Here is a 14,071-nt window from a genome sequence, read left to right as displayed (position 1 = left end):
GCCCATTCATGCGGCGTCCGCGCTCGGGTTTGGCTACAATCGTCTTCCATCGCGAGGAGAGAGCCATGCCACGACAGCACGATCAGCACGATGATTTCGACGCCTTCATGCGCCGGCGCATCCAGGCGTCCGACGCGTTCGTGAACGGCGACTACGGCCCGCTCGGCGCCATGGCGGCGGACAAGCCACCCGCCACCCTCTTCGGTCCGAAGGGCGATTGCGTCGCGGGGCCCGACGCCGTGAATGCCGCGAACCGCGAGGGTGCCGCGCATTTCGGTCCCGGCAGCGACAACCGCTTCGAGGTCATGCACAGCGCGGCCGATGGCGATCTCGCGTACTGGACGGGCATCCAGCGCTCGGTCGTCAACGTCAAGGGCCAGGCGCAGCCCGTGCCCATGGATTTGCGCGTGACCGAGATTTTCCGGCGCGAGGACGGCGCCTGGAAGCTGATCCACCGGCATGCCGACCGCCTGGGCGGCGGCAAGCCCGGCTGACGCCGTCGATCCGGCGCGAGTGTTGTAATCCGGAGATAGTGACTGAAACTCTTGCATATAAGAGTTTCAACAAAGCACCATTTGTTGGCGTTTCCTCCGGATAATGTAATCTCCCGCCATACGTCGAGCCACCGCCATGGAATTTGAAGTTTTCGAATCGTTGACGTCGAGCCCCGCCCCGGGCGACGCCACTTCGCCGCTGGTCCGGCTCCAATATCTGATCGACAACACGCCGGGCATCATCTACGCGACCGTGCCGAGCGGCGACTTCAAGATGACGTTCGTGAGCAACAACGCGTACCACGTCCTGGGCTATCGCCCGGAAGAGATGCTGGCGGATCCGAACTTCTGGTTCGACCATATCCATCCGGACGATGCCCCGAGCATCTTTTCGAGCCTGGCCCAGCTGTTCGTGGAAGGCGAGAAAACCTATGAATACCGGTTCCGTACGGCGAGCGGCGAATTCCTGTGGATGCACGACCGCCTGCGCCTGATCTACGACGACCGCGGCACGCCGGTCGAGGTGATCGGTTCGCTGACCGACATCACCCAGCGCAAGCGCATGGAACAGAAGCAGGAGCAGTTGATCGCGCGCCTCAGCGAGGCCCACGACCAGCTGCTGCAATCGGAAAAGATGGCGTCGATCGGCCAGCTGGCGGCGGGCGTGGCGCACGAGATCAACAATCCGATCGGCTTCGTGAATTCGAACATGGGGACGTTGCGGCACTACGTGGGCACCTTGCTGTCGGTGGTCGACGCGTACGGCGAGGCCGTGCAAAAAGCGGCGCCCGGCTCGGCGCTGGCCGCGGAGATCGAAGCGATCAGCCGCAAGGCCGACCTCGGTTACCTGAAGGACGACATCGCCGACCTGGTGAGCGAGTCGATGGACGGGCTCAAGCGGGTGAAGGATATCGTCCAGGCGCTGAAGGACTTTTCCCACGTCGGCCAGAGCGACTGGCAGTATGCGGACGTGCACGCGGGACTCGATACGACGCTGAACATCGTCGCCAACGAAATCAAGTACAAGGCCACGGTCGAGAAGCACTACGGCAAGCTCCCGGAAATCAAGTGCCTCGCGTCGCAGCTGAACCAGGTGTTCATGAACCTGCTCGTCAACGCCGCCCAGGCCATCCAGAGCCGCGGCGTGATCACGATCGCCACCGGCGCCCAGGACGGCTGGGTGTGGGTGAAGATCAGCGACAACGGCTGCGGCATTCCGCAGGAAAACCTGAAACGTGTGTTCGAACCGTTCTTCACGACCAAGCCGGTCGGCAGCGGCACGGGCCTGGGCCTGTCCCTGTCGTACAGCATCGTCAACAAGCACGGCGGCCGCATCGACGTCGCCTCGAAGCCGGGCGTCGGCACCGTCTTCACGATCCGGCTGCCGCTCGTTCCGCCGGCGTCGACGGCGGAGCCGGATGCGCCGCAGGCCTGACGGCCCCTGGACGCGCGTGCACCGTCATGCCCGTCTGAATGTCGTGCATATGCTACAGATTGATACATTGTGATAGAATTTCCGTGTAGAAACATGTAGTGTTGGCCCATGCGCCGCTTGCGGCGATGCGCGCCACGAGGTTCATCATGTCTTACCGTATGCTCAAGTCCCGCCCGCGCGGCTTTACCCTGGTCGAACTGCTGGCCGTCGTCGCCATCGTCGGCATCCTGTCCGCGATCGCCTATCCCGCCTATGGGGCCTACCTGGTGCGCGGCAATCGCTCGGCCGCGCAGGGGTACCTGCTGACCCTGGCGCAAGCGCAGGCGCAGTATTTTGCCGACGCGCACAGCTATGCGGCCACGCCGGACGCGCTCAGCCTGCCCGTGCCGGACCAGGTCGCGGCCAACTACGACATCACCATCGATGCGCCCGACGTCGCGCCGCCGTCGTTCACCATCACGGCCAGGCCGAAGGGGACGCGCCAGACCGGCGACAGCGTGCTCACCATCGACAACAGCGGCGCCCGCACGCCGTCCACCGTATGGTAAGCCGGCGCCGCGGCCGCGGGTTCACGCTGATCGAGCTGCTGACCGTCGTGGCCATCACCTCGATCCTCTCGGCCGTGGCCGCGCCCGCGTTCAAGAGCATGGTGGCGGGGCAGCGCGCGCGCGTCGCCGGCACCGAGCTGTACGCGGCCCTCGTGCTCGCGCGCAGCGAAGCGATCAAGCGCGACACCCAGGTGACGTTGCAACCGGTCACCGGCGGCTGGCAGGCCGGCTGGCGCATTCCGAATCCGTCCGATACCGGCCACCCGGTCGCGAACCACGGCCCGGTGACGGACGCCACCATTACCGGACCGGACTCGGTCGTGTACCTGCCCAACGGCCGGGTGGCCAGCGATACGGCGCCGTCGTTCGACATCGCCGTCGACGGCGCGTCCAGCCACCGCTGCGTGCAGGTCGACCTCAGCGGGCGTCCGCGCATGCCCGCCACGGGGTGCTGACATGAAGCGCATGCCGCGACGCCACGCCAGCGCGGGCCTGAGCCTCGTCGAGGTGCTCGTCACGGTCATCGTGCTCGCCTTCGGCCTGCTGGGCATCGCCGCGTTGCAGGCCAAGGTGCAGGTCGGGTCCATCGAATCGTACCAGCGCGCCCAGGCCGTCGTGCTGCTGGACGACCTGCGCGCGCGCATGCTCGGCAACGCCGCCCACGCGGCCGACTACGTGACGGCCACGCCGCTCGGCCCCGCCGACGGCCAGCCGGCCGACTGCACCACGCTACCCATCGGCAGCGCGCGCGACCTGTGCGAATGGAGCCAGGAACTCAACGGCGCGGCCGAGCAGACCGCCGCCGGCGCGGCCAACGGGGCCATGGTCGGCGCGCGCGGCTGCGTCGAGCAGTTGCAGGCGCCCGACCCGACGGCCGGCATCTGCCAGCCCGGCATCTACCGCCTCAGCGTCGCATGGCAGGGCCTGCATGCGACGCGGGCGTCGTCGCTGACGTGCGGCGCCAACCAGTATGGCCCGGACGCCAACCGGCGCGCGATCGCCGTGCAGGTCGCGATCGGCCTGCCCGACTGCAGTTAGGACCCATGATGGCCGCCCAACCCTTGCTTCACCGCCGCACCGCCGGCTTTTCCCTGCCCGAACTGCTCGTGTCCGTCACGATGGGCCTGTTGATCGTGATTGCCATGGTCACGCTGTTCTTCCACAACAGCCGCGCCCAGGCCGAGATCGAGCGCGCCAACCGCCAGATCGAAAGCGGGCGCTACGCCGTCGACCTGCTGTCCAACGACCTGCGCAACGCCGGCTTCTACGGCGAATTCGATCCGACCCTGCTGCCCGACCCGGCCGCCGTGCCCGATCCGTGCGCCGCGACGCTGGCCGCCCTCAAGGCCATGCTGCCGCTGCACGTGCAGGGTTTCGACGACGACGACGCGCGGCCGTCCTGCGTGTCCGACGTGCGCCCGGGGACCGCGCTGATCGTCGTGCGCCACACGCGCGCCTGCGTCAGCGGCGATCCGAACTGCAGCGCCAACGATCCCGCGGGCCCGCTGTTCCAGGCTTCGCTGTGCGACAACGCGAGCGAGCTGGGGTCGGCCAATCCGGCCGACTGGTATGCGCTGGACGTCGACCCGGCACAACTCACGCGCCACCAACGCGACTGCACGACCACGGCCGGCAGCGGCACGCTGGCGGTGACGCGCCGCTTCCAGACCCACATCTATTTTGTCGCCAACAACGACGTGGCGGGCGACGGCATCCCGACGCTGAAACGCGCCGAGCTGCGCTACACGGACGGCCAGCTCGACTTCGGGACGATCGTGCCGCTGGTCGAGGGCGTCGAGAACCTGCAGTTCGAATACGGCATCGACACCCATGGCGACGGCACCGTCGGCCTGTACACGAGCGCCCCGGCGAGCGCGAACGGCTGCGCCGCGCCGGCCTGCGCGGCCGCCAACTGGCGCAACGTGGTGGCCGTGCGCCTGCACGTGCTGGCGCGCAGCCCGAGCGCGACGCCGGGCTATGTCGATACGAAGACGTACAGCCTCGGCACGGCCGCCGACGGCAGCGCGCGCACGGCCGGGCCGTTCAACAACGGCTACAAGCGCCACGTGTTCCAGACGCTCGTCACACTGGCGAACCCGGTCGGAAGGAAACAGCCATGACGTACCCACGCCGCCAGCAGGGCATCACGCTGGTGACCGCCCTGATCATGCTGCTCCTGCTTACGATGCTGGCGCTGGCCAGCGTCAACCTGGGCAACTCGAACCTGCAGGTGGTCGGCAACATGCAGCGCCGCGACCAGGCGCTCGCCGCCGCCCACGCCGTGCTGGAGGAGACGATCAGTTCGCCCCGGTTCACGACGACGCCCGGCAGCGCGCTGTCGAACCCGTGCGACGGGCCGAACCAGCGCTGCGTCGACACGGACGGCGACGGCAAGACCGACGTCAAGGTCACGCTCAGCCCGCCCCCCAGCTGCGTGAAGGTCCAGGCGATCAAGAATTCCGACCTGGACCTCAACAACAGCGAGGACGCCGGCTGCGCCGTCGGCGCCGGCCAGAACTTCGGCGTCGCCGGCGCGTCCGACGGCAATTCCGATTGCGAGAACAGTGTCTGGGACGTCAGCGCCGTCGCCACCGACACCGCGACGCAGGCCTCCGTCAAGGTCGTCCAGGGCGTCGCCGTGCGCATCGCCAAGGACGACGTCGCCACCAACTGTCCGCAACCCGGAGCAAGCCCATGACCCGTTCCCGTCCCGCCGCCGCCCTCGCGCTGGCGCTGTCCGCGAGCCTCGCCGGCCTGCCGATCCGCGCGGCCGCCGACGACATCGACATCTTCACCGGCGCGTCCGGCGGCAGCGCCGTCAATCCGCGCATCCTGATCGTGCTCGACAACACGTCGAACTGGTCGCGCCAGAGCCAGAAATGGCCGGGCGGCCTGCAGCAGGGCCAGTCGGAGTCGCGTGCGATCAGCAGCCTGCTGCCCACGCTGGGCAGCACCGTCAGCATGGGCCTGATGGAATTCGTCACCGGCGGCAACGCCAACATGGACGGCGGCTTCATCCGCTCCGCCATTCGCCCGCTGGACAGCACGGCCAAGGCCAGCTTCGCGAGCCAGCTGGGGACCATCTACGGCAACGTCACGTCGCCGGACGAGAAGCGCAACTCGAACACGCCGTACGGCGATTTGATGTACGACGTGTACAACTACTTCGCGGGCGCCGACGCGTATTCGCCGGGCGGCGTCATCGCCAGCATCGCGGACAGCGGAGGCTACACGACGCCGTACTCGACGTTTCGCTCGCCGCTGACGGCCGCGAACACCTGCGGCAAGAGCTTCGTCATCTTCATCGGCAACCCGAACTCCAGCGGCCCGTCCAGCGACAGCGCCGCCAATACGGCGGCCCTCAACGCGCTCAACGGCACGCCGACGACGCAACTGGGGTTGCCGAACTTCACGAGCCAGAACGCGACGAACACCAGCAACCTGGGCGTCACCGGCGCGTGCTACGCCAGCCCGACGGCCGCGGCGGCCGAGTTGAATGCGTACGCGACGCAGTGCGCCAACTTCACCGAAGGCTGCTCGATCGGCGCCGCGACGGCCAACGTGCAACCGGTCGCGTGCCCGGCCGGGAGCCTGTCGTACACCGTCACGCAATCCGTCTACCACCCGGCCACGACGAGTCCGGGCCAGCCCGTGCAGGGCACCGTCACGACGTCCACCGGCACCACGACCGGCTATTACGCGACGGCCGGCGACGTGCCGGCGAGCGACCACGGCAACCTCACGTGCCCGTCGTCGTCGACCGCCACCAGCGGCACCACGACGACGGAAACGAGCTACAGCTGCACCTATTCCGTCGGCGCCGCGATCGGCACGGCGGGCACCACGACGGACAGCGCCACGGCAAGCCAGAATCCGAACCACAAGGGCGCGGGCTGCTATACCGGCGTCGGCACCGCGTCGGGCAACTGGAATCCGGCGACGACGAGCGACTTCGGCGGCCTGTCCTGCCCGGCCAACAGCAGCTGCACGTATGCGGGCAGCCTGGCCGGCAATGCCAGCGGCTGCACGGGCAACGGCTACCGCCAGGTGACCGTGACCCAGACCGCCACGAGCAAGCGCCAGTACACGATCACGCAGACGGTGACGCCGACCACGGTCAGCAACGCTACCACGCCGGGCTCCACGACGACCACGAACCTCGGCATGACGTCGCAGTGCTATTCCAGCGCGCCGGCGTCGACGTCCGATTACGCGTCGTCGTGCACCGGCACGAACATCAGCTGCACGTACAACAATGCGCCGACCAGCAGCACGCTGGCGTCGTGCCCGGCGGGCACGAGCGCCTACAACATCGTCGGCACGAACATCGTGCTGACCGACGTCCCGACCGGCACCACGACGCCCGACACGGGCCCGCGCAACGCCGACGAGTGGGCGCGCCTGCTGCACGACCGGGGCGTGCCCGTCACCGGAACGACCGTGCGCTCGCCGGTGACGACGTACACGATCGATGTCTACAACGCCCAGCCGAACGCCACGCAGACGGCACTCCTGATGAGCATGGCCAAGGCCGGCGGCGGCAAGTATTTCGCCGCCAGGAACGAGCAGGCGATCCTCGACGCGCTGCGCCAGATCATCATCGAGATCCAGGCCGTGAACACGACGTTCGCGTCGACCAGCCTGCCGGTCAATGCGACGAACCGTTCGCAGAACGAGAACCAGGTGTTCATCGGCATGTTCCGTCCCGATCCGGACGCCCGCCCCCGCTGGTTCGGCAACCTCAAGCGCTACCAGCTGATCAGCAGCGGCGCCGACATCGAACTGGGCGACGTCAACGGCCACGTCGCCGTCAACACGCTCACCGGCTTCGTCACGCCGTGCGCGGCCAGTTACTGGACGTCGGATTCGGGCAGCTACTGGAGCGGCCTCGGCATCAATCCCGATCCGGCGGGCGCCTGCGCCCCGGACGGCGCGAGCCCGTATTCGGACTTGCCGGACGGTCCGCAGGTCGAGAAGGGCGGCGCCGCCGAGATCCTGCGCCAGGGTAACGTCGCCGGCGCGTGGAGCGGCGCACAAGCCGTCAACCGCAACATGCTGACCTTGTCCGGGACCGCGCTGACGGCCTTCAACACGGCCAGCACGGGCCTCGCCGCGGACGTCGTGAACTTCATCCAGGGTGCGGACGTCGACAACGAAAAGGGCACCGGCAGCACGACGACGACGCGCCCGTCCATCCACGGCGACGTGATCCACTCGCGCCCGCTGCCCGTCAATTTCGGCGGCACGACGGGCGTGCGCGTGTTCTACGGCGCCAACGACGGCGCCTTGCATGCCGTGAACGCCAGCAACGGCACCGAGAGCTGGTCCTTCGTCGCGCCCGAGTTCTTCGGCCGCCTGCAGCGGCTGATGGACAACACGCCGCTCGTGAGCTATCCGAACATGAGCGCATCGATCACGCCGGCGCCGGCGCGCAAGGATTATTTCTTCGACGGCTCGATCGGCCTGTACCAGAACGCCGACGACTCCAAGGTCTGGATCTTCCCGGCCATGCGCCGCGGCGGCCGCATGCTGTACGGGCTGGACGTGAGCAATCCGGACAGCCCCGTGTTCAAGTGGAAGGCCGGCTGTCCGAGCCTGGGCGACGACACCGGCTGCACGGCCGGCATGTCCGGCATCGGCCAGACCTGGTCGACGCCGAACGTCGCCTTCGTCAAAGGCTATTCGACCACGACGCCGGTGCTGGTCGTGGGCGGGGGCTACGACGCCTGCGAGGACGCCGACACGGCGGCGCCCGCGTGCGGCAGCGGCAAGGGAGGCTTCGTGTACGTGCTGGATGCGAACACGGGCACCGTGCTGCGCGCCTTCCCGACCGACCGCGCGGTGGCGGCCGACGTGGCCCTCGTCGACGTCGACAACGACGGCTATCCCGACTACGCCTACGCGGCCGACACGGGCGGCGGCATCTACCGGATCGACTTCGTGGGCAGCTACGCGGGACGCGTGCCCGCCGCGCCCGACGCCTGGACCTCGCGCAAGGTCGCGTACACGACGGGCGGCGGCCGCAAGTTCCTGTTCGCGCCGGCGCTGCTGGCGACCCAGGGCAAGGTCTATGTGGCGCTCGGCAGCGGCGACCGCGAACATCCGCTGCAGGCGCAATACCCCTACAGCGGCGTGACGAACCGTTTCTACGTCTACCTGGACGACCTGGCGGCGGCCACCGGCACGCCGGCCACGAACCTCGATGCGATGACCGACTACAGCACGGCCACCGACTGCGCGACCGCGAAAATCCTGCCCAACGCGGGCGTGAAGGGCTGGTACATGGACCTGAACCAGTACGGCCAGGGCGAGCAGGTGGTCACGTCCGCGCTGATCGCCAGCGGCATGATCACGTTCAGCACCAACCGTCCGGTCCCGCCCGACGGGGCGAGCTGCTCGACGTCGCTCGGCGAGGCGCGCGGCTACTGGGTCAACCTGCTGAACGGCTCGGGCGCGATCAACGTGCCGGGCCTGTGCGGCGGGACGCGCTCGTCGATCTTCGTCGGGGGCGGGCTGCCGCCGTCGCCGGTCAAGGCCAGCAGCGTGCCGATCGGGGGCAAGGCGGTGTCCGTCGTGCTGGGCGCCGTGCAGAAGGGCAGCAACGGTTCCTCCGGGGCCAGCGTGGCGATCTCGCCGCAGCGCATCCGGCCGGCTATCGCGTCCAAGCGCAAGCGCGTCTACACCTATACGGCCGGGGATTGATGAACACGCTTCATAACGTCATTGAACGACCGCGGGGTATTCGGCCGGGCGAGCGACCGTTATATTGGGTCCTTTACCGAAAGGACTCCCATGGAACTCAAGCGCCCCGGCTCCCAGCCGTCGATCAAAGGCCCGGAGCAATATTTCACTGGCACAGTCCGCATCGATCCGCTGAACGCGCCGCCCGCGCCGGCGCGCGTATCGGTGGCGAGCGTGACGTTCGAACCGGGCGCGCGCTCGGCCTGGCATACGCATCCGCTCGGCCAGACGCTCGTCGTGACGGCCGGCTGCGGCTGGACGCGGTGCGAGGGCGGGCCGAAAGTGGAGATCCGTGCCGGCGACGTCATCTGGTGCCCGCCCGGCCACAAGCACTGGCACGGCGCGACGGCGACGACCGCCATGACCCACATCGCCATCCAGGAAGCGCTGGACGGTGTGAATGTCGTGTGGATGGACAAGGTCGGCGACGAGGATTACCTGGGCCAGTGAGGTTGCGCGCGGATTTGGCCGAAGAACTTGGGTCCCCGCCTGCGCGGGGACGACGGGACGCCGGGCGGTATTCTTGCCGTCAGCCCGTCTTTTCCACGGCCTTGACCATGCACTTCGACAGCTTGTCGAAGTGGGCCAGCGCGGCCTGCGTGAGCGTGACCTGCTTGCGCCGCGTGTCCTCGGTGTCCGTCAACATGATCCAGCCCTTCTCGCGCATCGACGTCAGGCGGCTGTGCACGGTCGCGGGCGCGCCGAGCTCCTTCTTGGCCATCATGTCGCGCACGCACAGCCGCTGGCCGTCCTGCATGGCGCGCGCGACGGTGCCGAGGATGCGTTCTTCCAGCGGATCGAGGGAAGGCAGGGACGGCAGCCCGCGCAAGGCTTCGGCAAGTTGCAGAAAGCGCAGATAGATGTCGGCGGGCCGGGTAGATTTGCTCATGCGCAGATTATAATGCGAGTGCCCACCGAACTCCATCCATCGTCGACGATCCCGCCATGCCTATCCCAACTGCTCCACGCAACGATGTCGTGCAGGGCGTGGCCGAACGGGCCGGGATCGCGTGTGCCGGCGTGATCGGATCGGCCGTGTTCTACGTGGCGCTGGCGCGCTTGCAGGACTGGGTGTTCCCGCACGTCGAATTCGTCCGCGGCGTCGGCTGGCTCTACCTGCCGGCGGGCGCGCGGCTGCTGTGTCCACTGCTGCTGGGCCTGCCTGGCGCCATCGGCGTGCTGGTCGGGTCGTGGTGCGAGTGCTTCTTCCACCTGTACCCGGACGACCCCGTGCGCTCGCTGGCCGGCGGCATCAGCTCGGCCCTGGCCCCTTACCTCGTGTACCTGTTCGCGCTGCGCGTGCTGGGCATGCAGGCGTCGCTCTCGAACCTGACGTCGCGCCGGCTGCTGCTGCTCGTGCCGCTGTTCGGCGTCGCCAGTCCGCTGATGCACCACCTGTGGTTCTGGCTCCACGGCGACCCCGTCAACCTGGCGCAGGGCTTCACGGTCATGGCCGTCGGGGACATGGTCGGTGCGCTGCTCGTCCTGTACGCCCTCAAGGCCATGCTGGTCCTGCTGCCGGCGCCGCCACGCCGCCGCTGACCCGTTTCATGACGCGGCGGACATGATTCCACCGCCGATACATGAACGGCATTCATAAGGTCAAGCAATCCCGACCGGGTTATCCGCCCGGCGTTTGCCGTTACCATCGTCGACCATCGATGCAACGACCAACGTCACGAAAGGATCGCACCCATGACCGTCAAAGCCTATGGCGCACATGCCGCCGACAAGCCGCTCGAATCCCTGACCATCGCCCGCCGCGCGCCGGGCCCGCACGACGTCCAGATCGAGATCGCCTATTGCGGCGTGTGCCACTCCGACCTGCACACGGTGAAGGCCGAATGGGCCGGCACCCTGTATCCGTGCGTGCCGGGCCATGAGATCGTCGGCCGCGTGTCCGCCGTCGGCGCGCACGTGACGGGCTTCCGGACCGGCGACCTCGTCGGCGTCGGCTGCATGGTCGACAGCTGCCGGCACTGCGCCGATTGCGAGGCCGGCCTCGAAAACTATTGCGACGCCATGGTCGGCACCTACAACGGCGCCACCGGCGACGCGCCGGGCCATACGCTGGGCGGCTACGCCGAACGCATCGTCGTGCACGAGCGCTACGTGCTGCGGGTGCGCCATCCGGAACACCAGCTGGCGGCCGTCGCGCCGCTGCTGTGCGCCGGCATCACGACGTATTCGCCGCTGCGCCACTGGCACGCGGGTCCGGGCAAGACGGTCGGCATCGTCGGCATCGGCGGCCTGGGCCACATGGGCATCAAGCTGGCGCGTGCCATGGGCGCCCACGTCGTCGCCTTCACGACCTCCGAATCGAAGCGCCGCGACGCCGAGGCGCTCGGTGCGCACGAGGTCGTCGTGTCGCGCGACGCCGCCGCGCTGGCCGCGCGGGCGCGCAGCCTGGACCTGATCGTCGACACGGTCGCCGCCCCGCACGACCTCGACGCCTATCTCGCCCTGCTGAAGCGCGACGGCACGCTGGTGCTGGTCGGCGCGCCGGCCACACCGCACCCGTCGCCGCAGGTGTTCGACCTGATCATGAAGCGCCGCGCGCTGGCCGGCTCGATGATCGGCGGCATTCCGGAAACCCAGGAGATGCTCGATTTCTGCGCGGCGCACGGCATCGTCGCGGACATCGAGCTGATCCGGGCCGACGGGATCAACGCCGCGTACGAGCGCATGCTGGCGGGCGACGTCAAGTACCGCTTCGTGATCGACAACGCCACGCTGGCGGCCTGATTCATGCAGCCACAAGTGTCATCGATCGACGCCGGCGCGGCGCCGCATGTGCCCGCCGCGCCCGCGGCCTGGGGCGCCGTGTTCGCGCTGGCGCTCGCCGCGTTCGCGCTGGTCGCGTCCGAGTTCATGCCCGTCAGCCTGCTCACGCCGATCGCCGCCGACCTGCACATCAGCGAGGGACAGGCGGGGCAGGCCATCGCCGTCTCGGGCGCGTTCGCGCTCGTGACCAGCCTCGCGATCGCGCGGCTGGCCGGCCGGCTCGACCGCAAGATCCTGCTGCTGGGCCTGTGCCTGACGATGATCGTGTCGGGCACGATCGCCGCGTTCGCGCCGAACTACACGGTGTTCATGGTGGGGCGGGCGTTCATCGGCGTCGCGATCGGCGGGTTCTGGTCGATGTCGGCGGCGACCGCGATGCGGCTCGTGCCGGATCACCTCGTGCCGCGCGCGCTGGCGATCGTCAACGGCGGCAATGCGCTGGCGACCGTCGTCGCGGCGCCCGCCGGCAGCTTCCTCGGCGCGCTGGTCGGCTGGCGCGGCGCGTTCTTCTGCGTCGTGCCCGTCGCGGCGCTGGCATTCGCCTGGAAGTTCGTCAGCCTGCCGCCGCTGGCCGCCGCGCCGGGGGCGCGCTCCGGCAACGTGTTCGCGCTGCTGAAGCGGCCCGCCGTCGCGTACGGCATGGCGGCCGTCAGCGTGTTCTTCATGGGCCAGTTCGCGCTGTTCACGTACCTGCGGCCATTCCTCGAAACGGTCACGCACGTGAGCGTGAACACATTGACGGGCATGCTGCTGGCGATCGGCGTGGCCGGCTTCGTCGGCACGACGGCGATCGGGGCGTTCCTCGACAACCACCTGTACCGCACGCTGGTCGTCATCCCGCTGGCGATGGCCGTGCTGGCCGTCGCGCTCGTCGCGTGGGGCGGCTCGGCGCCCGTCGTCGCCGTGCTGCTGGCCGCGTGGGGCCTCGTCGGGACGGCGGCCCCCGTCGGGTGGTGGACCTGGCTCGCGCGCACGCTGCCGCAGGACGCCGAGGCGGGCGGCGGCCTGATCGTGGCCGTCGTCCAGCTGGCGATCGGCCTCGGCGCGACCCTGGGCGGGGTCTTGTTCGATGCCTGGGGCTACCGCGCCACGTTCGGGCTGGGCGCGCTGCTGCTCGTCGTCGCCGCGGTGCTGGCCGGCAAGGCCGCGCGGGCTTAGAATCAGGGGATGGCACGCGATAACCTCAGCGACATCCTCGTCTTCCTCGCCGTCGCGCGCGAGCGCAGCTTCACGCGCGCGGCCGCCAAGCTCGGCATGACGCAGTCGGCGCTCAGCCACACGATCCGCGCGCTGGAAAGCCGGCTCGGCGTACGCCTGCTGACGCGCACCACCCGGAGCGTGTCGCCCACCGAGGCCGGCGAGCGCCTGTTGCAGAACGTGGGGCCGCGGCTGGAAGAGATCGACGCCGAGATCGCCGCCGTCAGCGAACTGGGCGACACGCCGTCCGGCACCGTGCGCATCACGGCCACGGACCACGTGATCGACAACGTCCTGTGGCCGCGGCTGGCCGCCGTGCTGCCGCGATACCCGGACATCCAGGTCGAGATCAGCGCCGAATACCGCATGGTGGACGTGGCCGCCGAACGCTTCGACATCGGCGTGCGCTGGGGCGACCAGGTCGAGAAGGACATGATCGCCGTGAGGCTGACGCCCGACACGCAGACGATGATCGTCGCCGCGCCCGCGTATTTCGCGCACCGTCCGGTGCCCATGTCCGCGCAGGACCTCCTGAAGCACGACTGCATCCGGCTGCGCCTCGCCGGCGGCGGCCTGTATGCGTGGGAGCTGCGCCATGACGGCGCGGACGTCGAAACGCGCGTGCGCGGCCAGTTCATCTTCAACGGCGTCTACCAGATGGTCGGCGCGGCCCTCGCCGGCTGCGGCATCGCGTTCGTCACCGAGGACATGGCGTTGGCGCATGTGCGCGCGGGACGGCTGGTGAGCGTGATGGCCGACTGGTGCCCCAAGTTTCCCGGCCTGCATGCCTATTACCCGAGCCGGCGGCATGCGTCGCGCGCGCTGGCCGTCGTGCTGGATGCGATCCGCCACAACGGGTGACGGCGGTGCCG

Annotated in this window: 14 protein-coding genes; 13 read left to right on the top strand and 1 reads right to left on the bottom strand. The window is 68.9% G+C overall.

Translation table 11 applies throughout. From position 1 onward, the window contains the following. Nucleotides 1-65: 65 nt before the first annotated feature. The 9 genes from ACEN9Q_RS13460 to ACEN9Q_RS13420 all read left to right on the top strand — a co-directional run bounded on the left by ACEN9Q_RS13460 (nt 66) and on the right by ACEN9Q_RS13420 (nt 9,668). On the top strand, nt 66-494 hold the full coding sequence (locus ACEN9Q_RS13460; protein ID WP_495628803.1) for a YybH family protein: 429 nt from the start codon (nt 66-68) through the stop codon (nt 492-494). Nucleotides 495-630: 136 nt separating this feature from the next. Continuing rightward, entirely contained in the window at nt 631-1,929 is a 1,299-nt protein-coding gene (locus ACEN9Q_RS13455) for an ATP-binding protein (RefSeq protein WP_495628802.1), read from the top strand. A gap of 146 nt (nt 1,930-2,075) precedes the next feature. Further along, complete coding sequence (locus ACEN9Q_RS13450; RefSeq protein ID WP_495628801.1) at nt 2,076-2,477, top strand: type IV pilin protein; 402 nt, start codon at nt 2,076-2,078, stop codon at nt 2,475-2,477. Then, the gene (locus tag ACEN9Q_RS13445; protein WP_495628800.1) at nt 2,471-2,932 is read left to right on the top strand and encodes a GspH/FimT family pseudopilin; all 462 of its coding nucleotides are present in this window, start codon (nt 2,471-2,473) and stop codon (nt 2,930-2,932) included. The genes ACEN9Q_RS13450 and ACEN9Q_RS13445 overlap by 7 nt, the downstream gene beginning before the upstream one ends. Nucleotides 2,933-2,942: 10 nt before the next feature. After that, nucleotides 2,943-3,515 (top strand): type IV pilus modification PilV family protein, encoded by a 573-nt coding sequence (locus ACEN9Q_RS13440; protein WP_495628799.1) that lies wholly within the window; start codon nt 2,943-2,945, stop codon nt 3,513-3,515. Between the two features lie 8 nt (nt 3,516-3,523). Then, nucleotides 3,524-4,597: a PilW family protein gene (locus tag ACEN9Q_RS13435; protein WP_495628798.1), complete on the top strand. Its 1,074-nt coding sequence runs from the start codon at nt 3,524-3,526 to the stop codon at nt 4,595-4,597. After that, complete coding sequence (locus ACEN9Q_RS13430) at nt 4,594-5,175, top strand: PilX N-terminal domain-containing pilus assembly protein (RefSeq protein ID WP_056440119.1); 582 nt, start codon at nt 4,594-4,596, stop codon at nt 5,173-5,175. The genes ACEN9Q_RS13435 and ACEN9Q_RS13430 overlap by 4 nt, the downstream gene beginning before the upstream one ends. Beyond that, entirely contained in the window at nt 5,172-9,179 is a 4,008-nt protein-coding gene (locus tag ACEN9Q_RS13425; protein ID WP_495628797.1) for a pilus assembly protein, read from the top strand. The genes ACEN9Q_RS13430 and ACEN9Q_RS13425 overlap by 4 nt, the downstream gene beginning before the upstream one ends. A 90-nt stretch (nt 9,180-9,269) precedes the next feature. After that, entirely contained in the window at nt 9,270-9,668 is a 399-nt protein-coding gene (locus ACEN9Q_RS13420) for a (R)-mandelonitrile lyase (RefSeq protein WP_056440114.1), read from the top strand. A 79-nt stretch (nt 9,669-9,747) separates the two neighbouring features. Here the strand turns inward: ACEN9Q_RS13420 and ACEN9Q_RS13415 are convergent, their stop codons facing one another. Continuing rightward, nucleotides 9,748-10,107, bottom strand: a complete 360-nt coding sequence (locus tag ACEN9Q_RS13415) for a winged helix-turn-helix domain-containing protein (protein ID WP_495628796.1) — start codon at nt 10,105-10,107, stop codon at nt 9,748-9,750. 56 nt (nt 10,108-10,163) lie between these two features. On the opposite strand from ACEN9Q_RS13415, the gene ACEN9Q_RS13410 reads away from it, so the two are divergent. The 4 genes from ACEN9Q_RS13410 to ACEN9Q_RS13395 all read left to right on the top strand — a co-directional run bounded on the left by ACEN9Q_RS13410 (nt 10,164) and on the right by ACEN9Q_RS13395 (nt 14,060). Continuing rightward, nucleotides 10,164-10,760 carry a hypothetical protein gene (locus tag ACEN9Q_RS13410; protein WP_229412651.1) on the top strand — a complete coding sequence of 199 codons (597 nt, stop codon included), beginning with the start codon at nt 10,164-10,166 and terminating at the stop codon, nt 10,758-10,760. 153 nt (nt 10,761-10,913) lie between these two features. Next, on the top strand, nt 10,914-11,963 hold the full coding sequence (locus tag ACEN9Q_RS13405; RefSeq protein ID WP_495628795.1) for an NAD(P)-dependent alcohol dehydrogenase: 1,050 nt from the start codon (nt 10,914-10,916) through the stop codon (nt 11,961-11,963). 3 nt (nt 11,964-11,966) lie between these two features. Next, nucleotides 11,967-13,160 carry an MFS transporter gene (locus tag ACEN9Q_RS13400; protein ID WP_495628794.1) on the top strand — a complete coding sequence of 398 codons (1,194 nt, stop codon included), beginning with the start codon at nt 11,967-11,969 and terminating at the stop codon, nt 13,158-13,160. A gap of 9 nt (nt 13,161-13,169) precedes the next feature. Then, nucleotides 13,170-14,060, top strand: coding sequence for a LysR family transcriptional regulator (locus ACEN9Q_RS13395; RefSeq protein ID WP_495628793.1), 891 nt, complete (start codon nt 13,170-13,172; stop codon nt 14,058-14,060). Nucleotides 14,061-14,071: the final 11 nt, after the last annotated feature.

The organism is Massilia sp. Masssp93 (assembly GCF_059491295.1).
Note: the sequence above shows the minus strand (reverse complement) of the source record. Positions and strands in the feature narration are given on the sequence as shown.